Below are 21,941 nucleotides of genomic sequence, written 5' to 3'. Positions count from 1 at the left end.
CGACACCGAGGATGACCTTCGTGAGCTTGAGGTGTGTGAGCTGGCAGCAGCCGACACCGACCTGTGCCGCCCGTTTGCTTTGTTTGAAGAAGACGATCCGGAAGAGGAGGAGGAAGAAGAGGAAGAGGAGGATCACGACGATGATGATGACGATGATGATGACGATGACGATGATGATGACGATGACGATGACGACATCCTGTCTCTTATCGGCGACCTTCTGGAAGACCTTGACCTCGTCCAGGGCAGCGAAGACGACGATGTCATCGAACTGGACAAGGACGAGACCTTTGCTTCCGGTGAGGGCGGCAACGATGACATCACCGGCTCGGAACAGGACGACATCCTGTTTGGTGATTACGGGACGGGTGCCGGATCCGGCATCGGCAACGACGCGGACGCGCTGGTCCTGAACATCAACAACCTGCACAGCCAGTCCTATCAGGGCACCGACGCCCGCGAAGGCGACTGGGCGATCTACAACGATGTCGCCCAGCTGGACGATGGCCGCATGATCAGCGGCCGACTGGTCCTGGTAGAGAAATCAGACCCCTGGATGGCGGTCGACCTCGCCGCTGGACGTGGCTATGAAATCCTGATGCAGGGCTGGGGTACCGGCGACACGGCCAAGTTCCGACTGGAGTTCTTCGACCCCGAGACCGGCGAGGCCGTGGCGTTGAATTCAATGGCCACCTTCAACGACATCGACAGCAACGGTGGGTTCAACCACGAAGGTGTGCATCTGGACTCGTCCAGTTTCTCCTCCGTGGGAACAACCGAGAACACCAATCTGAATGTGGCGCAGAACGGCCAGACCGTATCGGTCACCGGCACCACCTCCAACAATCCCGATGATGAGGAAGCCTGGTTTTCCGCCCGTTTCGAGAACCGCAGCTACATCGAATTTGACCTCGAGTCGCGGACGACCCAGTCGGGCTTCACCCTGTCGGGCGCGGTCATTGCCGACGCGATCTACACCGAAATCGAAGCGGGCGACGACACCCTCGAGGGGGGCAAGGGCGATGACATCATCTTTGGCGAGAACGGCGACGACGTTCTGAGCGGCGGCAAGGGCAAGGACAATTTGCTGGGCGGCAGCGGATCGGACTACCTGTCCGGCGATGACGGTGACGACACGCTGATCGGTGGGCTGGGCGGCGACACCCTGCTGGGTGGCGACGGTGATGACTTCATCGACGGCGGCGAGGGCGACGACCTGCTGCGCACCGGCCTTGGCAGAGACACGCTGCTGGGCGGCGAAGGCAACGACACGCTGATGAACTCGGCCGGTGACGACAGCCTGGTCGGCGGCACTGGTGACGACAGCATCGTGGCAACCGAAGGCAACGACACGCTGGAAGGCGGCGACGGCAACGACACGCTGATCGGCGGTCTGGACAACGACAGCCTGCTGGGCGGCGGCGGCCATGACCTGATGTATGGCGATGAAGGTGTGGATATCATGGCCGGCGGACTCGGCAATGACACCATGTATGGCGGTATTGGCAGTGACACCATGGAGGGCGGCGACGGCAACGACATCCTTTATGGCGAAGCGGACAACGACACCATGCACGGCGGGGCCGGCAACGACCTGCTGTACGGCGGTGCGGGCAACGACTACATGACCACCGGCACCGGCCAGGACACGCTTTATGGCGGTGCCGGCAACGACACGCTGCAAAACTCCTCCGGCGACGACAGCCTTGTTGGCGGCAGCGGCCACGACAGCATAACCGCCACCGGCGGCAACGACACACTGGAAGGCGGAACCGGCAACGACACCATGCACGGCGGTGCCGATGACGACGTGCTGTATGGTGGCGAGGGCAACGACAGCATGACCGGCGGCGATGGCGCCGACACCTTCGTGATCGAGGACAACTTCGGGCACGACACCGTCGTTGGCGGCGAAGGCGGCATCGACCGCGACGTCCTCGATTTGTCGCACGTTTCAAGCCCGGTGGATGTCGCCTACACGGGCGGTGAAGCCGGCACGGTGACCAACGGCACCAACATGGTCGACTTTTCGGAGGTCGAAGGCGTCAGGGGCACGTCCAGCGCTGATACTTTCGACGGGTCTGCGGCGCTGACCGGTTTCTGGGTCCACGCCGGGGCTGGCGATGACACCATCACCACCGGTCTCGGCTCTGACACGCTGACCGGCGGCGCAGGCGACGATCGGTATGTCCTGACCTCAGGCGGCGGCTCGGACACCATCAAGGATTACGACACCGCGGACGCCGATGGCGACGGGTTCAGGAACGACCTGTTCGACGTCTCCAACCTGAACGGCGGCACCGGCTATCTCGGCAAGGTGACCTGGCGCGATGTAACGGTCACCGATGACGGCCACGGCAACGCCAAGCTGACCTTCCCGGAGGGCGAGACGGTGGTGCTGCAAGGGGTGGCCCCCGCCGACATGACCAGCGCAGCGCAGCTGCGCGCCTCCGGCATTCCCTGTTTCACCAGCGGCACCATGATCCTGACACCGCACGGCGAAGTGCCGGTGGAAACCCTGCGGCCCGGTGATCTGGTCACCACCCGTGACAACGGCCCGCAGCCGGTGCTGTGGGTGGCTTCGCGCGCGCTCGATGCGGCAGAGCTGCTGGCCGGACCCGACCAGCGCCCGATCCGCATTGAGGCCGGCACCTTCGGCCAGGAGGCACCGCTGATCCTGTCGCCGCAGCACGGGCTGCTGCTGACCGCCCCGGACGGCAGCGAGCAGCTGGTCCGCGCCCGTCACCTGGCCAGGCTGCGCGGTGGCGCGGTGCGGGTCATGAATGGCTGTCGCGGTGTGCGCTACTATCACCTTTTGTTCGAAACCCACCAGCTTGTCTGGGCGAACGGGCTGCCGGCCGAAAGCTTCTATCCCGGCCCGCTGGCCCTGGCCGGTCTGACACCGCAGTCCCGCGGCGCACTGTTTGCCGAGGTCCCGTCCTTTGCCCGGATCACATCCGGCACCGATACCCGCAGCCTCTATGGCGCGCCGGTGGCGGACTACTCCCGCACCCGGTTGCTGCCGTCCCATGTCGGAGACTTTCGCGCCACGCTGGCGAGTGGGCTGATTGCCTCGGGCGTGCCAGCCTCTCCACAGAAAGTCGCGTGACCGGCGGTTCGCGCAGCCCGTACCACGGCGAAACAGTCACACCTCAGCCCCATCGCATCGCAGCCTTGCCTGCGCCGCGGTGGGGCTGATCTGTGTCACCCGCATCGCTCTGGAGCGCAACGACAGGCCCGAACACGTCACATTTCGCCCCAAGGTGCCGCGAATTGCACCGGACCTGTCTTTCATCGCTCAACATTTCAGCCATTAACGGTGCCGTAACGATATGTCTCCAAAGTCTATTCTTATCCGCTTCGCCCTCGGGCAGCGGCGGGCCGCACAACGCCTTTGGGGAAGGACAGTGCGAAAACGGTTATCAGGTGATGGGAGCCAGATTTTAATGACTCAACCGCAGACCTCGCGAGTGTCGCTGCACGCCCGTCACGGTGCCACCGGCCACATCTGTGACCCAGTTGCAAGCGGTCGGCCCGATTCGCACACCACAAGTCGCAGAATGGTTGCATTCCGCACAGCAGATAACGTTTTTGGCAAAAACACTCGCACAAGCCCGTCCGATCGGACCTTCCGGGCCATGCCCGGAACGCGCAAAGGTATTTAAATGGTCGCATTTCTTACTCCGCCGACCTGGCTTCTGGCCCTGAAAAACCGCACCTACCTGCCGACACTTCTGGCCCTGACGGTCGTCGGCGCCGCCGTCTTCTTTGCCGAAAAGCAGAACCAGACCATTCATCAGCAGTCCCTGCGCGCCGAGGTGCAGCAGGCGGCCGGGCTGGTCAAATCCCGGCTCGAAGCCCAGCTGAACGGCGATTACCAGCGCATGCGCGGGCTGGCGGGGATGCTGGCAACCGAACCCGAGATGACCCAGCAGCGGTTCAGCCAGATCGCCGACCATGTGCTGGACGGCAGAACCGCCATTCGCCATTTCGCCGCCGCCCCCGACCTGGTGGTGTCGCTGGTGCATCCGATGGAGGGCAACACCGGAGCGCTTGGCCTCGACTACAACAAGAACGAAGAGCAGCGTGCCGCCGCCTACCGGGTCCGCGACAGCGGTGACATGGTGCTGGCCGGGCCGGTCAACCTGGTGCAGGGCGGCACCGGCTTCATCTATCGGCTGCCGATCTTTGCCGACACGCCCGACGGAACGGCATTCTGGGGCATCCTGTCCGCAGTGACCGAAACCGACCGGCTGTATGCGGCCGCCGGGATTCTCGAAACGGAGAACGGGATCGAATATGCGCTGAACGGGCAGGATGGCACCGGCAACACCGGCAATCATTTCTTCGGCAACAGTTCGGTGTTCGGTGGGGATCCGGTGTTGCTCGATATCAACCTGCCGGTGGGCAGCTGGCAACTGGCGGCGCGCCCGACAGTAGGCTGGGATTGTCCGCCCGACAACCGCTGGCCGCTGCGGCTGGCCCTGCTGACGGCGGGCATGCTGATTGTTTTTCCGACCTTCCTTGCCGGCAAACTCTCCGCTGCACGGCAAACCGTGATCCGCAAGCTGCGCCGCCGCGAAGAAGAGTTGGAATCGGTGTCGCGCCGACTGGAGATCGCGGTCAAGACCTCGCGCGTGGGCATCTGGGAATGCAGCGCCCATGACCCCTACTATACCTGGGACGCCCGCATGCATGAGCTTTATGGCGTGCCGCGGCAAAACGACGGGGTCACCGCCGAGGATTGGCTCGAACGGTTGCACCCGCTCGATCGCGACCGGGTGGTCGAATCCTGGCGTCAGTCCGAAAACGACAAGTCGCAATTCTCCGAGGAATTCCGCATCGTGCTGGACGATGGCTCGATCAAGCACATCCGCGCCCTGGCCAGCACCTTCACCGATGCCGAAGGCAAAAACTGGGTCATCGGCGTCAACTGGAACGTCTCCGAAGACGTACGCCTGCGCGAGCAGCTGATCCATGCCAACGAGGCCCTGTCGCAGCAGAACAAGGAACTGAACGCCGGCAAGCAGGCGCTGGAGGCCGCCCATGCCGCGCTGCAAAAACAGCAGGCCGAACTGCACCGCCTGTCGTTGGTGGCCAAACACGCCTCCGACAGTATCATCCTGACCGATGCGGACCTCCGCATTCTCTGGGTGAACGAGGCTTTCACCCGGGCGACCGGTTACTTCCCGGCAGAGGCCATTGGCAAGACGCCGTCGGATTTGCTGGATGGCAAGAACTCCGATCCCAACGTGATCCGCGAGTTGAACCGCCACAAGGCGATGGGCAAACGCTATCACACCGAGGTGCTTGGCTATACCAAGACCGGCGAAGAGATCTGGATGGATACCAATATCGTTCCGGTGACCGGGCCGGATGGCAAGGTCGACCTGATTATCGGCATCGAACGCGACATCACCCGCAGCAAGCAGCGCGAACGCGAGCTGGCCGAAGCCAAGCTGGCCGCCGAAAAGGCCGACCGCGCCAAATCCGAATTCCTCGCCAACATGAGCCACGAAATCCGCACCCCGATGAATGGCATCATCGGCATGGCCGACCTGCTGGCAGAGGCAGAGCTGGCTGCGGACGACCAGCAGAACGTCGATGTGATCCGCAGCTCTGCTCAGGCGCTTTTGAAAATCATCAATGATATCCTCGACATGTCGCGGCTCGAAGCGGGAAAATTCTCCATCGTGGAGGAAGATTTCGACCTGCGCGATTGTCTTGGCAGCGTCGCTGGACTGTTCCGCCCGAAGGCGCTGGAGAAGGGGCTGACCCTGGATGTGACCTATGCCGAAGGACTGCCCAAACGGCTGCATGGCGACGATGGGCGGTTGCGGCAGATTCTGGTCAACCTCATCGGCAATGCGGTGAAATTCACCCATGACGGGAGAATCGACGTCCGTGTGTCGCTTGCCGAAGACAACCCCTCCCGCCTGGTGGTCGAAGTCGAGGACAGCGGCATCGGGGTACCGGCGGCCAAGGCTCAGCATATCTTTGACCGGTTCACCCAGGCCGATGCCGCCACCACCAAGGCTTTTGGCGGAACCGGGCTGGGGTTGACCATCTCCAGCATGCTGGCGCGCCGTATGGGCGGGACAATCTCGGTGCAGTCGGCGCCGGGCCGTGGCTCCTGTTTCCGGCTCGAGGTGCAGATGGCCCCGGCGGTCTCGGCGGATGGACCGTTGCCGCTGGCGCTGCCGAACGGCCAAAGCGAGCTGCGCGCCTGCCGCATCCTCCTGGCCGAGGACAATCAGACCAACCGGCTGCTCATCCGCAAATTCCTGCGCGGACAACCGGTGGAGCTTATCGAGGCCGAAAATGGCCGTGCTGCCGTGGACCTGTGCCGCGACATGGAACCGGACATCGTCCTGATGGACATGTCGATGCCGGAATTGGATGGCTTGTCCGCGACACGCGAAATCCGTGCTCTGCCCATTGCGCAACCGGTGATCATCGCCCTGACCGCAAATGCCTTTTCCAGCGACCGCGAAGCCAGTTTGGGGGCCGGGATGGATCACTTCCTGACCAAGCCGGTGAAAAAGGCCGTTTTGCTCCACACCCTCAACACAGCCCAGAATGACGACCCGGTCTGGTTGGATCCCCCCCGCGCCACAGCTTGATCCGCACCCGCCGCGACAGGTGGCGGGTGATGGGGCGGCGGGGCTCCCCTTCGGCTCAGACCGCCAATCCGATCAGGGCCACCCCAAGCGCCATCAACACCGCGGCGCCCAACCGTCTTATCCAGTTGCCTTCCTTCAGGAAGACGAACCCGATCAGCGCGGCAAAGATCACAGAGGTCTCCCGCAGGGCCGACACCGCCCCCAGCGGCGCATGTGTCTTGGCAAACAGCACCAACCCGTAAGCCACCACCGAAACCAGCCCGCCGGTCACCCCCAGCAGCCAGACCCGAGGCGGAAGGCTGGACAGCGTGGCGCGTCTGCGCCAGCCAATAAAAACCGCGATGAACACGTGCAAAAGCGCGCCCCAGGCCCAATAGCTCAGCGTGTTGCCCGACAGCCGCACGCCGATGCCATCGACCACCGAGTAGACCGAGATACACACCCCCGTCCCCGCTGCAAAGCCCAGCGCGGCGCGCCCCACGCCGGAGCGCAGCGCCGCCCAGCTGCTCAGCTGGATACCCAGCGCGATCACCGCAATACCGACCCACGCCTGAACCGGCAGATGCTCATCTGCGAACAGCAAGGCCCACAGCCCGACCAACGCTGGCACGATGCCGCGCGCGATCGGGTAGACCACGCTCAGATCGCCATACAGATAGGCTCGGCCCAGCATGAAAAAATAGCCGAAATGCACCAAGGTCGAGAGCAGGATATAAGGGAAGCTGGCAAGCGAAGGCAGCGGTAGCACCATCACCATCACCGCGCCGGGAATCACATGCCCCAGCGCCACCAGCCCCAATGTGGTGGTACGATCTGCGGCCGTCTTGACGATGGCGTTCCACACCGCGTGCAGCAGCGCCGCCGACAGGATGATGGCGATGACAAAGGGCGTCATGTCTGCGTTGCCTTTCAGGCCGGTGCGGCGATTTCAGGGCTCACTCAGCCTCGTCCGGCTGTAGTTCGTTGATCAGCCGGGTCTCCAGCAACTGGCCGTTCTGATACAGCAGCGGATAGGCCACAGCCGCGATGTGGCTGTTGAACTCCCGCAGGGCCCGCAGCGTCTCCAGATGAATGTCAGAGGTGTCGAAACTGTCACGCGCGCCGTTCTGCAACCGTTTCAGATGCCGCTTTCGGCTGTCACGCTCCATGCGTTTCACCTCGGTCTTCTCCAGGCTCAGCAGCCGCGCGCTTTCCAGATCGTCAGAGATCAGCACATTCGACGCCAGCTGCATGTTGGCCAGGATCGCCTCGTGCATGCGGGTGATTTCCAGCCAGCCCTCGCGCGAGAATCGCAGGTTCTTACGGTTCAGATCCGCCGCCAGCACCATCAGCCGCCGCGCCACCACATCGCCGGCCGTCTCCAGCCGGATAGCGTATTCCATCAGCCCGCGCGCCGTCTTCAGATCCTGCTTGTCAAAGGCATCCTCGGGGATGGCCGCCACATAGCTGCGGATCCCCGACAAGCAGGCGTTGACCTCGTCATCCATCTTCTGAACCGCGCGGATCTGCTCCTTGTTGCCGTCTTCATAGAGCTCCAGAACCGGGCGGAACATTGCGCCCACCTGGTCCGACATCCGCAAAAGCTCGCGCTTGAGGTTGGACAGGGCCAGCGCCGCGGACCCATAATTGCCCGGTTCCAGCGCGCTGATGGGGCGGCCCGGCTGCATCACCGCCGCCGGGGCGGGCTCCGGGAACAGGCGGGTGAACAAACGCCCCAGCGGCGTACAGAACGGCAGCACCAGCACCAGCAGCGACGCGTTGAAGGCGAGATGCGCGTTGACCAGCATCTGGCCGCCCTGCGGATCGCCCAGCACCCCTTGCCGCAACGCCAGGTTGGCCGCAAACAGGCAAATCACCGCCCAGCTGCCCCGCAGCGCCAGATTGGCATAGGGAATGCGCCGGGCTGGCAGGCTCAGCCCCCTGCTCAGCCAGACCGGAATGAAGGCGGACCCCATGTTCGCGCCCAGCACCAGCGACAGACCGGCGGCAAAGGGGATCGCGCCGATCTGCACCAAGGTGACGCACATCAGGATCGCCGCCACCGAGGAGTGCATCACAAAGGCCAGCGCGCCGCCCACCAGAAAGGCGGTGATGTAATCGCGCGCCAGATAGCCCGCAACGGCGGGCAGAAAGGCGCTGTCGCGGATTGGGTCCATCGCTTCGCGCAGGAACCGCAGCGAGATCAGGATGAACGCAATCCCCATCAGGATCCGCCCCAGCTGGCGCGCTTTCTTGGCCTCTGTCTTGACAAACAGGTAGCCGCCCAACGCCAGCAGCACCGGCACCAGCCAGTCCAGCTTGAACGACAGGATCTGGATGATAAGAGCAGAGCCAAGGTCGCCGCCGAGCACGATCGCCAGCCCGGCCGGAAACGTCAGGTAACCGCTGGCCGCAAAGCCGGAGGTCAGCAGCGCCACCGCCGCCGAGCTTTGCAGCACGATCGCCAGCACCAACCCCATGGCCCCGGCCTGCACATGGCTTTGCTTGCCCGTCAGCAGCCGCCGGAACGACGCGCCATAGCTGCGCTCAATGCCCGTCCGGACCATGCGCACCGCATAAAGCAGCAGCATCGTCGCGCCCGCCAGGCTGATAAGAAACGTCAGGATTGCCATGTCAGCTCTCGCTTGCAGAATGCGCCCCGCCCCAGGTGGGCGCAGCGGTGTTGATTGTCTCGGGTGGCCTGCGACACAAGGCTCATGCCGCCTTGGGGTCGCCAGAGGCCACATGCAGGCGGATGCCCCAGTCGGACAGCGCCGCGGCGTGTTTCTTGCCCGGTGCTTGGTCGGTAAACACATCGTTGATGCGCCGCGGAACCGGGCCGCAATGCGGGGCACTTTCGTCAAACTTGGGGTGGGTGACCGCGACCGCCACGCGCTCCGCACATTCTGCGGCAACCCCTGCCAGCTGGGCCTCGGCGGCGCTGTGGTAGAGGATGCCTTGCCGCGCCGAAAACCCGTCCGCCGACAGCACGGCCAGATCCGGTGCAAAGCGCCGCAGCTGCTGCTCGGCGACAAAACCAAAGGTGCCGCGCTCGCTGCTTTGCAGCTCGCCGCCCAGAAGATGCACCCGGTTGCCGTTATGTCCGGCCAGTGCCTGCGCCGCACCCAGCGCGTTGGTCACCACCACCAGCCCGGAGACCCGCCGCAGCTCTTCCGCGACAAAGGCGGTGGTGGAGCCGACATCCAGAAACACCGCCATGCCGTCGCGCACCTGCTGCGCCAGCGCGGACGCGATGCGGGCCTTTTCCTTCTGCTGCTCGCCGATCCGGCGGGCAAAGCCGCTGCCGCCCTGCCCGCCTGTCAGATAGGCTCCGCCATGCACCCGCTGCACCGCGCCTGCCTTGTGCAGCGCCTTGATGGTGCGCCGCACGGTCTCTTCGGAGACGTCCAGCATCTTGGTCAGCTCGGCGCTGCGCGCGGACCCGCCCAGACGCCGCAACGCCTCCAGCAGCTCCGCCTCGCGGCGGGAATGAGAAAATCGATCCGACAATATCCAACCTGACTCTGGCCTCTTGTGACAGTTTAAACAACGCCAGCGATCCTTTCGCAATCAAAAACCCACAGATCCCCACAACAGATACCCAGATAACCCACATTTCACCACGTCTTCTGCGATTGACCTGCGCCACTCCTGTCAGGCAAAAGTGAGCGCAAACAGGCAGGCACCCACACAACAGGGGATGCGTGGGATCGGTGCACACGGCCCGCAGACGTCCTCAGCCCTCCTTCCCGCCCCGCCCGACACGGAGACACCGATGACCGATTTGCACCACGCCGCCAAAACCCTGTTCCAGGCCGCCGTCAGCCGTGCGGACCCAGCGCGCGCGCTGCGGGCACAGCTCACGGCCCGGCCCTTGCCGCCCCTGGCACCTGGCGGGCGGGACGTGCTGCTGGCCGTGGGAAAGGCGGCGGTGCCGATGATGCGCCAGGCGCTGGCGCTGTTTCCTCAGGCTGCCGCGGCGCTGGCCATCACCAACCCGGAAAACCAGCAGCCGCTGGACCGCGCCACGGTGATCTGCGGCGCCCATCCGCTGCCTGACGACAGCAGCGCCGCCGCAGGCAAGGCCGTGGTTGCGCTGGCCCGGTCCTTGGGACCACAGGACCGGCTGATCGCGCTGATCTCCGGCGGTGGATCGGCGCTGATGGTGGCACCTGCGCCCGGCCTGACACTGGCCGACAAGGCCGCGGTCAACGCTCTGCTGCTGGCCTCCGGGCTGGAGATCAACCAGATGAACCTCATCCGCCAGCAGCTGTCAGACCTGAAAGGCGGCGGGCTGCTGCGCCATGCCGCCCCAGCGCGCGTGCAGGCCTACATCCTGTCCGACGTCATCGGCGACGACCTGCGTGCCATTGCCTCCGGTCCCAGCGCCGCCCCCATTGGCACCCGCGCACAGGCCCGCGAGCTGCTGCGGCAGACCGGCCTCTGGCCCCGGCTGCCGCAGGCGGTGCAGGACCACCTCAGCGCCACAACGCAGGTGCAGGACGCCCCACCCGCCGCCACCAACACGCTGATCGGCTCCAACCGCCACAGCCTGCAAGCGGTGCTGGACGCGGCCGCCGCCGACTGGGAAGCACAGCTGGTCAGCGACAGCCTCGTGGGCGATGTCGCCGCTGCCGCGGAAACCATTGTCGCCGCTGCCCGCCAGGCGCCCAGCGACCGTCCCGTGGCGCTGATCTTTGGCGGCGAGACCACGGTGCAGCTGCGCGGCGACGGCCGTGGCGGCCGCAACCAGGAGCTGGCCCTGCGCGTGGCCAAACTGGGCGCTCAACAGCTGGCAGGCGACTGGCTGTTCCTGTCAGGCGGCACCGATGGCCGCGACGGCCCCACCGCGGCGGCGGGCGGTATCGTCACCCCCGGCACATGGCAGGCCATCGCCGAGACCGGGCAAGACCCGCAGGCGCTGCTGGACAACAATGACAGCCACGCGGCATTGGCGGCTGCGGATGCGCTGCTGCACACCGGCGGCACCGGGACCAACGTGGCCGACGTCCAAATTTTCCTGCGCCGCCCCGCCTAAGGCCACCCGAGGCCACAGGTCGGGTGCCGGGTCACTCGGACAGGTCGATCTGGTCCAGCTCGTTCAGCAGGTCCAGCAACGCCTCATAGCGGTCCGGCCCCATGCGCTGCCGGGTGCGGTTGATGAGGTCCAGACTGGCGTCGATGTTGTCGGCAATGACCTGTGCGCCTGCCTCGGTGATCAGAACCACCTGACGGCGCCGGTCCTCCAGATCGCGGGTGCGGCTGATCAGCTGCTTTTCCTCCAGCTTTTGCAGGATCCGCGTCAGGCTGGGGAGCAGCAGACAGGCTTGTTCGGCGATCTGGGTCGGATCGATCGGGCCGCTTTCCTCCACCACCCGCAGCACCCGCCACTGCTGTTCAGTCATGTCCGCGCCGCTCAACAGGGCGCGGATCGGCCCCATCACCCGCTCGCGCGCGCGCAGCAGGGCAATGGGCAGGGAGCGGTCAGTGGCCGGCATCATCTTGGTCATGCCCGATTATCACCCCACGGGGCGATAAACGCAATTCCCGCCTTGTTTTCTTCTGCTTGACGCCCCGCGAAGCATTTGCTACACATGTTAATCAATTCGGGGAGGAGACCGGGTATGCCACATATCGCGCTGGATTATTCCGCCAACATGGCGGAGCGCACCGACATTGGCGCGCTGTGCGACCACCTGCGCCAGGCGGCGGCCGCCACCGGGGTTTTTCCCCAGGCCGGTATCCGGGTGCGCGCCTTTGCAGCGTCACATGTTTCGATTGCCGACGGCAATCCCCAGCATGGCTACGTGGATATTTCCCTGCGCCTGCGCGCCGGTCGCGACCTTGACACCCGCAAGCGCGCCGTCGAGGCCGTGTTTGAAGCCGCGCGTGCCTTCCTGGAACCGGCGATGCAGGCGCATCCCGTCGCGCTGTCGCTGGAAATGCGCGACATCGACCCCGAACTTTCCCCCAAATGCGGCACCATTCGCGACCACATGCAACAGGCGGACCCGAGATGAGCGACCTGACCACCAATATCGACGCATTGAACCGGCACTTGGCCCGGTGGCGCGAGACCGGAATCCAGAACCTGATCGCCGGACAGGTTCGCCCGGCGGCGGATGACGCCACCTTCCAGACGACCTCTCCGGTGGATGACAGCGTGATCTGCACGGTTGCCCGCGGCACCGCCGCCGACATCGACGCCGCCGCCCAGGCCGCCAAGACCGCCTTCCCCGCCTGGCGCGACATGGCCGCGCTGGAACGCAAGAAGGTCCTGCACCGCATCGCGGACCTGATCGTCGACCGCGCCGAGGAAATTGCCCTGTGCGAAAGCTGGGACACCGGCCAGCCGATCCGCTTCATGGCCAAGGCTGCCCTGCGCGGTGCCGAAAACTTCCGCTTCTTTGCCGACAGAGTGACCACAGCCCGCGACGGCCAGCAGCTGCAATCGCCCACCCTGATGAATGTGACAACGCGCGTTCCGATCGGTCCGGTTGGGGTCATCACGCCCTGGAACACGCCCTTCATGCTGTCCACCTGGAAAATCGCCCCGGCGCTGGCGGCTGGCTGCACGGTGGTTCACAAACCGGCTGAACTCTCGCCCCTCACCGCCCGCATCCTGGCCGACATCGCCCATGAGGCGGGGCTGCCGCCGGGCGTGTGGAACCTCGTCAACGGATACGGCGAGGAGGCCGGGCGCGCGCTCAGCGAGCACCCTGACATCAAGGCGATCGCCTTTGTCGGCGAATCCCGCACCGGGTCGCAGATCATGAAACAGGGTGCCGACACCCTGAAACGGGTGCATTTCGAACTGGGCGGCAAAAACCCGGTAGTGGTCTTTGACGACGCCGATCTGGACCGTGCATTGGATGCCGCGATATTCATGATCTACTCGCTGAACGGCGAGCGCTGCACCTCGTCGTCGCGCCTGTTGATCCAGGACAGCATCGCAGATGCGTTTGAGGCCAAACTGACCGCTCGGGTGAACAACATTCGCGTCGGACATCCGCTGGATCCGGCGACCGAAGTTGGCCCGCTGATTCACAAGGTGCATTTCGACAAAGTCACCTCCTACTTTGACACCGCCAAACAAGAGGGCGCCACAATCGCCGCGGGCGGCAGTCGCGCAGGCGATCAGGGCTGGTTCGTAGCCCCGACCCTGTTCACGGGCGCCACCAACGACATGGCCATCGCGCAGGAGGAAATCTTTGGCCCGGTCCTCACCTCGATCCGGTTCACGGACGAAGAGCAGGCTCTGACACTGGCAAATGACACCCAATATGGCCTGGCGGGCTACGTCTGGACCAATGACCTGACCCGCGCCCTGCGCTTCACCAATCAGCTGGAAGCCGGAATGATCTGGGTGAACTCCGAAAACGTTCGCCACCTGCCCACCCCTTTTGGCGGCGTCAAATCCAGCGGCATCGGCCGCGACGGCGGCGACTGGAGCTTTGATTTCTACATGGAACAGAAGCACATTGGTTTTGCCACTGGCGCCCACAAGATCCCGCGCCTCGGCGCCTGATCCACGCTTCTTCTGGCCGAAAGTACCCCGGTGAGCGCGAGGGGACGCCCCCCCCGCTCCCATCCCACGCCCCACGCGAAAGGTTCCGACCATGCCCGTCCCCGCCGCAAACCTCTATCCGCCCTTCAACATCGTCCGCCTGTCCCACGTGGAATACACCGTCACCGACCTCGCCGCCTCCCGCGCGTTTTACGTGGACACGTTGGGCCTGCAGGTCAGCTTTGAAGACGACCAGCGCATCTATCTGCGCGCAATGGAAGAGCGCGGCCACCATTGCATCGTGCTGGTGCAGGCCGAAACCGCCGCCGTCGGGGTGCTGGGCTTCAAGCTGTATGACGAACCGGATCTGGACAAGGCCGCCGACTTCTTCGCCGCCAGGGGCCTGCCGGTGGACTGGATCGACCGCCCGCACATGGGGCGCACCCTGCGCACCCGCGATCCCTGGGGGGTGCCGCTGGAGTTTTACGTCAAGATGGACCGTCTTGCGCCGATCCATCAGGAATACAGGCTCTACAAAGGGGTAAAGCCGCTACGCATCGACCATTTCAACCTGTTCTCCGCAGATGTGGACGCGGCGGTTGCCTTCTACAACGACATTGGTTTCCGGGTCACCGAATTCACCGAAGATGAGGACAGTGGCCGCGTCTGGGCGGCCTGGATGCACCGCAAGGGCGGCGTGCATGACATGGCTTTCACCAATGGCCTGGGGCCACGCCTGCACCACACCGCCTTCTGGGTGCCAACACCGCTGAACATCATCGACCTGTTGGATCTGATGGCCACAACCGGCTATGTCGACCACATTGAGCGCGGCCCCGGACGCCATGGCATTTCCAACGCCTTCTTCCTCTATGTGCGCGACCCCGACGGCCACCGGATCGAGATTTACTGCTCGGATTATCAGACCGTAGACCCCGATCTGGAGCCGATCAAATGGGCGCTCACCGATCCCCAACGCCAGACCCTGTGGGGCGCCGCGGCGCCGCGCAGCTGGTTTGAGGAAGGCTCGGTGTTCGAAGGCGCCACCGCCCAGCCCAGCACCCTGGGTGCCCAGCCGATCATTGCGCCCTGACAGCGGCACAGACAAAGGACACAGACATGAAATGGGATGACTTCTCCGACTGGGGACGCCGGATTGCCGATTGGGCGCAGGACTATCACCTGACCGTCGGCGATCGCCCGGTGCGTGCCCAGACCCGCCCCGGTGACATGCTGAACGCGCTGCCCCAGACCCCGCCCGAACAGGGCGAGGAGATGGAGGCAATCTTTGCCGATTTTGAAAGCGCCGTGATGCCCGGCATCACCCACTGGCAACACCCGCGCTTTTTTGCCTATTTCAACTCCAACGCCGCCGCGCCCTCGGTCCTGGCGGAGTTCCTCGCCGCCGCCATCGCGCCGCAATGCATGCTGTGGCAGACCTCTCCGGCAGCGACCGAAATGGAAACGCGGATGATGGACTGGCTGCGTCAGGCGCTGGACCTGCCGGACCAGTTCCAGGGCGTCATTCAGGATTCGGCGTCCTCTGCCACCCTGGCGGCGGTGCTGACAATGCGCGAGCGGGCGCTGAACTGGCAGGGCAACCAACAGGGGCTGTTTGCGCAAAAACCGCTGCGCATCTATTGCTCCGCCGAGGTCCACACCTCCGTCGACCGCGCTATCTGGGTAGCGGGCATTGGTCAGCAAAACCTGATCCGGATCCCGATCAAGGGTGACTGGCGCGGTATGGATTCCGATGCCCTCGACGCAGCCATCCAGGCCGACATCGCCGCAGGACATCAACCCGCGGGCGTGATCCTGTGCGTGGGCGGCACCGGCACCGGCGCCACCGACCCGGTGGACCAGGTGCTGGACGTGGCCGAGAAGCATGGCCTCTACACCCACGTCGATGCCGCCTGGGCCGGCTCTGCGATGATCTGCCCGGAATACCGCCACTACTGGCCGGGGGTGGAGCGCGCCGACAGCATCGTGTTCAACCCGCACAAATGGCTCGGCGTACAGTTCGACTGCTCTGCCCATTTCCTAAAAAACCCCGACGATCTGGTCCAGACCCTCGCCATCAGCCCCGAGTACCTCAAGACCCACGGCCACGACGGCATCATCAACTACTCCGAATGGTCGGTGCCACTGGGCCGCCGCTTCCGTGCGCTGAAAATCTGGTTCCTGATCCGCACCTACGGGCTCGAGGGGCTGCGCCAGCGCCTGCGCAACCACGTCAACTGGTCCACCCAACTGCACGAAAAGCTGAAGACAGAGCCTGATTTTGAGATCGTGACCCCGCCGATGTGGTCGCTCTGGACGTTCCGCTATGCGCCCGACGGGGCCGAAAACCTCGACGATCTGAACCTCGCGCTGGTCAATGCCATCAACGACGATGGCCGCATCTATCTGACCCAGACCCGCGTCGACGGCGATCTGGTGATCCGCTTTCAGGCCGGCCAGTTCGAGACCACAGAGGCCGACGTGATGGTGGCCTTCGACGTCATCACCGAAATCGCAAGGAAGCTGACATGACCCGCTTTGCCACCTACGCCGCCGATGGGCAGACCTTTTATGGTGCGGTAACGGACGCAGGCATGATCGCCCTGTCGCCGCAGTTCCCCGACTGGCCCAGCTTACGCGAGGTGATCGCGGCAGACGGCCTGCCCGCGCTGGCAAGCGCCGCCAAGGGCAATCCTGTCACCCACACGGATTTCGCGTATGAAATCCCGATCCCCAACCCGGAAAAGATCCTCTGCGTCGGTGTCAACTTTCCGGACCGCAACGCGGAGTACAAGGATGGCTCGGCCCAACCCAAGCACATGTCCCTGTTTCCGCGCTTTGCGCGCTCCTTCACCGGGGCAGAGCGCCCGCTGATCCGCCCGCCGGAAAACCACACGCTGGATTACGAGGGCGAGGTCGCCGTGGTGATCGGCAAGGCCGGCCGCCGCATCAAAGCGCAAGACGCTTATGACCACATCGCCGCCCTGACGCTGGCGAATGAGGGCACCATCCGCGACTGGGTCCGCCATGCCAAATTCAACGTGACCCAGGGCAAAAACTGGGACAGCTCCGGTGCCATCGGCCCCTGGCTGGTGCCCTTCACAGATGCGGCCCAGCTGGACGATGCCCGGATACAGACCCGCGTGAACGGCGAGATCCGCCAGGACGACACCCTGAACCGGATGATGTTCCCGATCCGCGAAGAGATCGCCTATATCTCCACCTTCACCACGCTTCAGCCCGGCGACATCATCATCACCGGCACCCCCACCGGCGCCGGCGCGCGATTTGACCCGCCAAAATATCTGGCTCCCGGCGACGTGGTCGAGGTCGAGGTGGCAGGCATCGGCATTCTGCGCAACACCGTTGAGGATGAGGCATGACCCCCGAGCAGCATCAAGACGCCGCTGAAACCCTGCTCAAGGCCGAAGAAACCGGCCGGCAATGCGGCCTGCTCTCGCTTGCCTATCCCGGCATGACGCTGGAGGACGCCTATGCGGTGCAGCAGGCCCTGATCGCGCAGAAACTGACCGCAGGACGCCGCAAGATCGGCTGGAAGATCGGCCTTACCAGCCGGGCGATGCAGCAGGCGCTGAACATCACCACGCCCGACAGCGGCGTGTTGCTGGACGACATGGCGTTTCAGAACGGCAGCACCGTTCCCGCCGGTCGCTTCATCCAGCCGCGGGTCGAGGCAGAGATCGCCTTTGTGATGAAATCCCCCCTTGCAGGCGCGGACTGCACCCGCGACGACGTGCGCGCCGCCACCGATTGCGTCGCGCCCTCGCTGGAAATCCTCGACACCCGTATCCTGCGCGCCGATCCCGCGACCGGACAGGCCCGCATCATCACCGACACCATCAGCGACAACGCGGCCAATGCCGGCCTGGTGCTGGGAGATGAGCGCCACGCGGTCGACGCGCACGACCTGCGCCGGACCGGCGCGATCGTGTCGCGCAACGGCACGGTCGAGGAAACCGGCCTTGGCGCGGGCGTGCTGAATGATCCCGTCACCGCTGTGCTGTGGTTGGCCCGGCGGATGGCGGAATATGGACAACGCATCGAGGCCGGGGATATCGTGCTCTCAGGCTCCTTCATCCGCCCGATCGAATGCCCCCCTGGCACGGAGATTGCCGCTGATTTCGGCCCCTTCGGGACCGTCTCAATCAATTTCGCCTGAAATCATACTCGCCTGACAGGAGGCCCAGCCCATGCCCGCCCCCAAGAACCCCTTCAAACAAGCCCTCTCCGACGGCAAACGCCAGATCGGCTGCTGGCTCAGCTTTGCCGAGGCCTCGGCGGCCGAAATCATGGGCAGCTGCGGCTTTGACTGGCTGGTGATCGATGGCGAGCATGGCGCAAACGACATCCGCTCGATCCGCGACCAGCTGATGGCGCTGGCGGCCTCTCCCAGCCACCCGGTGGTTCGGGTGCCGGTGGGGGAGACCTGGATCATCAAGCAGGTGCTGGATGCGGGCGCGCAAACGGTGCTGGTGCCCATCGTGGAAAGCGCCGCGCAGGCCCGCGAGCTGGTCCGCGCCTGTCACTATCCGCCCAAGGGGTTGCGCGGCGTCGGCGCCACCGCCGCGCGCGCCACCCAGTTTGGCAGCGTCACGGAATACATCCAGACCGCCGATCAGGAAATCTGCCTGCTGGTGCAGGTGGAAAACCGCGCCGGCATCGCCGCCCTGGACGAGATCCTGCAGGTTGATGGCATTGACGGTGTGTTCATCGGCCCGGCGGATCTGTCCACCGATATGGGCCATCAGGGCAATTCCGCCCACCCGGAGGTGCGCAGGGTGATCGCCGACGCCATCCGTCGCATCACCGCCGCCGGCAAGGCGCCGGGCATTCTGGGCACCACGGACGAAGCGACGCAGGCCTATGCCGACATGGGCGCACAGTTCCTGGCGGTGGGTCTTGATGTGATGATACTGACCCAGCACGCCCGCGCCCTGGCTGCCCGCTGGCAGACAGAATAGCGCCGCGACCTCAGGCCGCCCGGCGCTGCGGTTGCAGGGGGCCGAACCGCAATTCCAGGTCCTCCGGGTCAAAGCCCAGCGTCGCGCAGGAAATCAGCGCCCTGCCGCTGGTGGCGTCGCAGACCCACAGGACGCCCTGGTGCAGCTTCAGGCAGGTGCCAATGCGGCGCAGCCCGTGACACAGGGCAAACCAGTCCGTCGCCGCCCTGAACGCCAGCGCCAGCCGCTGCCGCCGTTTTGAAATCGCGGAGGCCGCCGCCTGCTGCGATGCCGGTTGCGCGCACCGTGCAGTCCAGCCGCCCTGCGGCGGGCAAGACGAGGCAGCGGCTGATGTGGCAAAGTCTTCAAGTGCGATCATGGCTGCGGTCCTTTGTGTCTTTTGTCCTACCCAACCTAACCGGTTCCGCCGCGCACAGGCAGTCGGGCAAAAGAAAAGGGGGCCGCCCCTTTCGAAGCGCCCCACTGTCCAAAAGGATATAAGGCTTAGCCTTTTTTCAGAACCTCACGGCCCAGCAGCTCGGCGATCTGCACCGCGTTCAGCGCCGCGCCCTTGCGCAGGTTGTCGCTGACGCACCACAGGTTCAGGCCGTTGTCGATGGTCGAATCCTGACGGATGCGGCTGATGAAGGTGGCGAAATCGCCAACGCATTCGACCGGCGTGACGTAACCGCCGTCCTCGCGCTTGTCGATGACCATGATACCCGGTGCCTCGCGCAGGATGTCGCGGGCCTCGTCTTCGTCCAGGAAATCCTCGAACTCGATGTTGATCGATTCGGAATGGCCGACGAACACCGGCACGCGGACGCAGGTCGCGGTGACCTTGATCGCCGGATCGACGATCTTCTTGGTCTCGGCAACCATCTTCCATTCTTCCTTGGTCGACCCATCGTCCAGGAACACGTCGATATGCGGAATGACGTTAAAGGCGATCTGCTTGGGGTACACCTTCGGCGGCACGTCCTGCGTCGGGTTGTAGACGGCCTTGGTCTGATCCCACAGCTCGTCGATCGCCTCCTTGCCAGAGCCGGACACGGATTGATAGGTCGACACGATCACGCGCTTGATCTTGGCCCGGTCATGCAGCGGCTTCAGCGCCACAACCATCTGCGCGGTGGAGCAGTTGGGGTTGGCGATGATGTTCTTCTTGGCATAGCCGTGGATCGCCTGCGGGTTCACCTCCGGCACGATCAGCGGGATGTCCGGGTCGTAGCGGTACAGCGACGAGTTGTCGATCACGGTGCACCCGGCAGCCGCGGCCTTGGGCGCGTAATCCTTGGTCGCGGCAGAGCCGACGGCAAACAGCGCCATATCCCAGCCCGCGAAATCAAAGGTGTCCAGGTCCTGGGTCTTGAGTGTCTTATCGCCAAAGCTGACTTCAGTGCCGAGAGACCGGCGGCTGGCCAGCACTGCGATCTCATCCACAGGAAACTGGCGCTCGGCCAGAATGTTCAGCATTTCGCGGCCCACGTTGCCAGTGGCGCCAACGACGACGATGCGGTAACCCATTTATCAGTTTCTCCAGTTTTGCCCGGCCCCATGACCGGCGCCGGTGTGATACTGGTTTCAGGCCCAAGTTTAAAGGGGCGGATCAGTCCATGCTGTCGCGGCTCAGCATATAAATCGCGCAGCCAGCCGCCAAACTCAGCAAAAAGAAGCCCAAAATCGCCGTATAGGGCAGGGCCGGCTCTGCGCCCGCCAGGCCTGCATGGATGCGGCCGGTGGCAAATTGCATGATTCCCACCCCGCCGATGCCAAACAGGTTCAGCAGCGTCACGCCCCGCCCGGCCAGATGCGGCGGCACAAAGGCCCGGCCATGCGCCATGATCACCGGAAAGGACGCGCCAAAGAAGCCCACCGCCGCCATCATCGCCACCGGCAGCCAGACCGGCCCGCCCGTGGTCAGCATCACCCCGGCCAGCGCCGCAGCGCCCAGCAGGTTGCCGCCCAGCACCACCCGCTTGCGGCTGCCCAGCAACCGGTCCAGCGGTCCATAGGCAAAGGTGCCCGCAATCATCGCCGCGCCCATCACCAGACCGGCCAGCCCCACCGCCTGGGTGCCCAGCCCGTACAGATCATTCAGATAAGGCCCGATCCACAGCCCCCGCAGCGCCGCCGAGGGCGCATAGGCCACCAACATCAAGGGAAAGATCAGCCACAGGCCCGGCGTCCTCAGCAGGTCCAGCACGGACCCCTTCTGCTCTCCGGCGGGTTTTTCCGGGTCAGACACGGTCAGGAAGATCCCTGCCGCCACCGCCACCGCGATCACCGCCAGCCCGGCCAGCGTGCCGCGCCAGCCGAACAGATCCACCGCCAGCGCCGTCGGATAGGAGGCCACCAGATTGCCGACAGACCCCACCCCCAGCATCAGCGCCGCCAGCGTGGCGAACCGCGCGGGCGGGTACTGCCGGGCGAAGATGTAATAAGACGCCATCAGCACCGGCGAACAGCCGATGCCGATCAGGAACATGGCAACGCTCACATGCAGCGGGCCGGTTGCTGCCGCAAACAGCGCCGCGCCGCCGCCCCCGCCCAGCAGCAACAGCACAGAGGCGCTGCGCCGCGGCCCCAGATGGTCCAGCGCCCAGCCCACCGGCAGCTGCATCACGGCAAAGGACAGGAACCACATGCCCGAGGCAAAGGCCAGATCATCCGGCGCCGCGCCAATGTCCTGCGCCAGCACGCCGGACAGCACCGCCAGAAACGCACGGAAGAACTGGCTCAGCACATAGGCCAGACATAAAAGGATCAAACCCGCCTGCATTGCCTGCCTCCGCTCAGGTCATCTGCTCCGGCGCACAGCTTGCATGTTTGGCGCGGCGGCACAAATTGTTTAAGCAGGACCGGCAGATC

Annotated in this window: 17 protein-coding genes (1 of these 17 cut by a window edge); 10 read left to right on the top strand and 7 right to left on the bottom strand. The window is 64.7% G+C overall.

The window, feature by feature from the left end; genetic code table 11:
• Positions 1 to 3,109 carry the 3' portion of a Hint domain-containing protein gene (locus tag AC0IPL_RS02550; protein ID WP_474271919.1) on the top strand. Its footprint begins 59 nt before the window's first position, so only the last 3,109 of its 3,168 coding nucleotides appear in the window; its start codon lies beyond the left edge, outside the window; it ends in the stop codon at positions 3,107 to 3,109.
• A 556-nt stretch (positions 3,110 to 3,665) separates the two neighbouring features.
• A complete protein-coding gene (locus AC0IPL_RS02545) occupies positions 3,666 to 6,623 on the top strand; it encodes an ATP-binding protein (protein WP_474271917.1) in 2,958 nt (985 codons plus the stop codon).
• Positions 6,624 to 6,678: 55 nt separating this feature from the next.
• Here the strand turns inward: AC0IPL_RS02545 and AC0IPL_RS02540 are convergent, their stop codons facing one another.
• The 3 genes from AC0IPL_RS02540 to AC0IPL_RS02530 all read right to left on the bottom strand — a co-directional run bounded on the left by AC0IPL_RS02540 (position 6,679) and on the right by AC0IPL_RS02530 (position 10,112).
• A complete protein-coding gene (locus tag AC0IPL_RS02540; RefSeq protein WP_474271914.1) occupies positions 6,679 to 7,518 on the bottom strand; it encodes an EamA family transporter in 840 nt (279 codons plus the stop codon).
• Between the two features lie 40 nt (positions 7,519 to 7,558).
• A complete protein-coding gene (locus tag AC0IPL_RS02535) occupies positions 7,559 to 9,235 on the bottom strand; it encodes a Na/Pi cotransporter family protein (RefSeq protein WP_474271911.1) in 1,677 nt (558 codons plus the stop codon).
• 82 nt (positions 9,236 to 9,317) lie between these two features.
• Complete coding sequence (locus AC0IPL_RS02530) at positions 9,318 to 10,112, bottom strand: DeoR/GlpR family DNA-binding transcription regulator (protein WP_474271909.1); 795 nt, start codon at positions 10,110 to 10,112, stop codon at positions 9,318 to 9,320.
• A gap of 265 nt (positions 10,113 to 10,377) precedes the next feature.
• Here AC0IPL_RS02530 and AC0IPL_RS02525 point away from each other — a divergent pair, with 265 nt between their 5' ends.
• Positions 10,378 to 11,640, top strand: coding sequence for a glycerate kinase type-2 family protein (locus tag AC0IPL_RS02525; RefSeq protein WP_474271906.1), 1,263 nt, complete (start codon positions 10,378 to 10,380; stop codon positions 11,638 to 11,640).
• Between the two features lie 31 nt (positions 11,641 to 11,671).
• Here the strand turns inward: AC0IPL_RS02525 and hpaR are convergent, their stop codons facing one another.
• Positions 11,672 to 12,112: a homoprotocatechuate degradation operon regulator HpaR gene (hpaR, locus tag AC0IPL_RS02520; RefSeq protein ID WP_474271904.1), complete on the bottom strand. Its 441-nt coding sequence runs from the start codon at positions 12,110 to 12,112 to the stop codon at positions 11,672 to 11,674.
• A gap of 114 nt (positions 12,113 to 12,226) precedes the next feature.
• Here hpaR and AC0IPL_RS02515 point away from each other — a divergent pair, with 114 nt between their 5' ends.
• The 7 genes from AC0IPL_RS02515 to AC0IPL_RS02485 all read left to right on the top strand — a co-directional run bounded on the left by AC0IPL_RS02515 (position 12,227) and on the right by AC0IPL_RS02485 (position 19,091).
• Entirely contained in the window at positions 12,227 to 12,622 is a 396-nt protein-coding gene (locus AC0IPL_RS02515; protein WP_474271902.1) for a 5-carboxymethyl-2-hydroxymuconate Delta-isomerase, read from the top strand.
• Positions 12,619 to 14,130: a 5-carboxymethyl-2-hydroxymuconate semialdehyde dehydrogenase gene (gene hpaE / locus AC0IPL_RS02510; RefSeq protein WP_474271900.1), complete on the top strand. Its 1,512-nt coding sequence runs from the start codon at positions 12,619 to 12,621 to the stop codon at positions 14,128 to 14,130. The genes AC0IPL_RS02515 and hpaE overlap by 4 nt, the downstream gene beginning before the upstream one ends.
• A gap of 91 nt (positions 14,131 to 14,221) precedes the next feature.
• Complete coding sequence (gene hpaD / locus AC0IPL_RS02505) at positions 14,222 to 15,202, top strand: 3,4-dihydroxyphenylacetate 2,3-dioxygenase (RefSeq protein ID WP_474271898.1); 981 nt, start codon at positions 14,222 to 14,224, stop codon at positions 15,200 to 15,202.
• Between the two features lie 26 nt (positions 15,203 to 15,228).
• Positions 15,229 to 16,641 carry a pyridoxal phosphate-dependent decarboxylase family protein gene (locus AC0IPL_RS02500; protein ID WP_474271895.1) on the top strand — a complete coding sequence of 471 codons (1,413 nt, stop codon included), beginning with the start codon at positions 15,229 to 15,231 and terminating at the stop codon, positions 16,639 to 16,641.
• Positions 16,638 to 17,492: a fumarylacetoacetate hydrolase family protein gene (locus AC0IPL_RS02495; RefSeq protein WP_474271892.1), complete on the top strand. Its 855-nt coding sequence runs from the start codon at positions 16,638 to 16,640 to the stop codon at positions 17,490 to 17,492. Before AC0IPL_RS02500 ends, AC0IPL_RS02495 begins: the two co-directional genes overlap by 4 nt.
• Complete coding sequence (gene hpaH / locus AC0IPL_RS02490) at positions 17,489 to 18,289, top strand: 2-oxo-hept-4-ene-1,7-dioate hydratase (protein WP_474271889.1); 801 nt, start codon at positions 17,489 to 17,491, stop codon at positions 18,287 to 18,289. The genes AC0IPL_RS02495 and hpaH overlap by 4 nt, the downstream gene beginning before the upstream one ends.
• 31 nt (positions 18,290 to 18,320) lie before the next feature.
• On the top strand, positions 18,321 to 19,091 hold the full coding sequence (locus tag AC0IPL_RS02485; RefSeq protein WP_474271887.1) for an HpcH/HpaI aldolase family protein: 771 nt from the start codon (positions 18,321 to 18,323) through the stop codon (positions 19,089 to 19,091).
• Between the two features lie 10 nt (positions 19,092 to 19,101).
• Here AC0IPL_RS02485 and AC0IPL_RS02480 read toward each other — a convergent pair whose 3' ends face one another.
• The 3 genes from AC0IPL_RS02480 to AC0IPL_RS02470 all read right to left on the bottom strand — a co-directional run bounded on the left by AC0IPL_RS02480 (position 19,102) and on the right by AC0IPL_RS02470 (position 21,852).
• The gene (locus AC0IPL_RS02480; RefSeq protein ID WP_474271886.1) at positions 19,102 to 19,449 is read right to left on the bottom strand and encodes a hypothetical protein; all 348 of its coding nucleotides are present in this window, start codon (positions 19,447 to 19,449) and stop codon (positions 19,102 to 19,104) included.
• Positions 19,450 to 19,574: 125 nt separating this feature from the next.
• Positions 19,575 to 20,597 carry an aspartate-semialdehyde dehydrogenase gene (locus tag AC0IPL_RS02475; RefSeq protein WP_474271884.1) on the bottom strand — a complete coding sequence of 341 codons (1,023 nt, stop codon included), beginning with the start codon at positions 20,595 to 20,597 and terminating at the stop codon, positions 19,575 to 19,577.
• Between the two features lie 82 nt (positions 20,598 to 20,679).
• The gene (locus AC0IPL_RS02470; RefSeq protein ID WP_474271882.1) at positions 20,680 to 21,852 is read right to left on the bottom strand and encodes an MFS transporter; all 1,173 of its coding nucleotides are present in this window, start codon (positions 21,850 to 21,852) and stop codon (positions 20,680 to 20,682) included.
• Between the last annotated feature and the right edge of the window lie 89 nt (positions 21,853 to 21,941).

Source organism: Leisingera sp. SA32 (assembly GCF_056033425.1).
The sequence above is the reverse complement of the archived record's forward strand: the minus strand, read 5'-3'. Positions and strand labels throughout refer to the sequence as shown.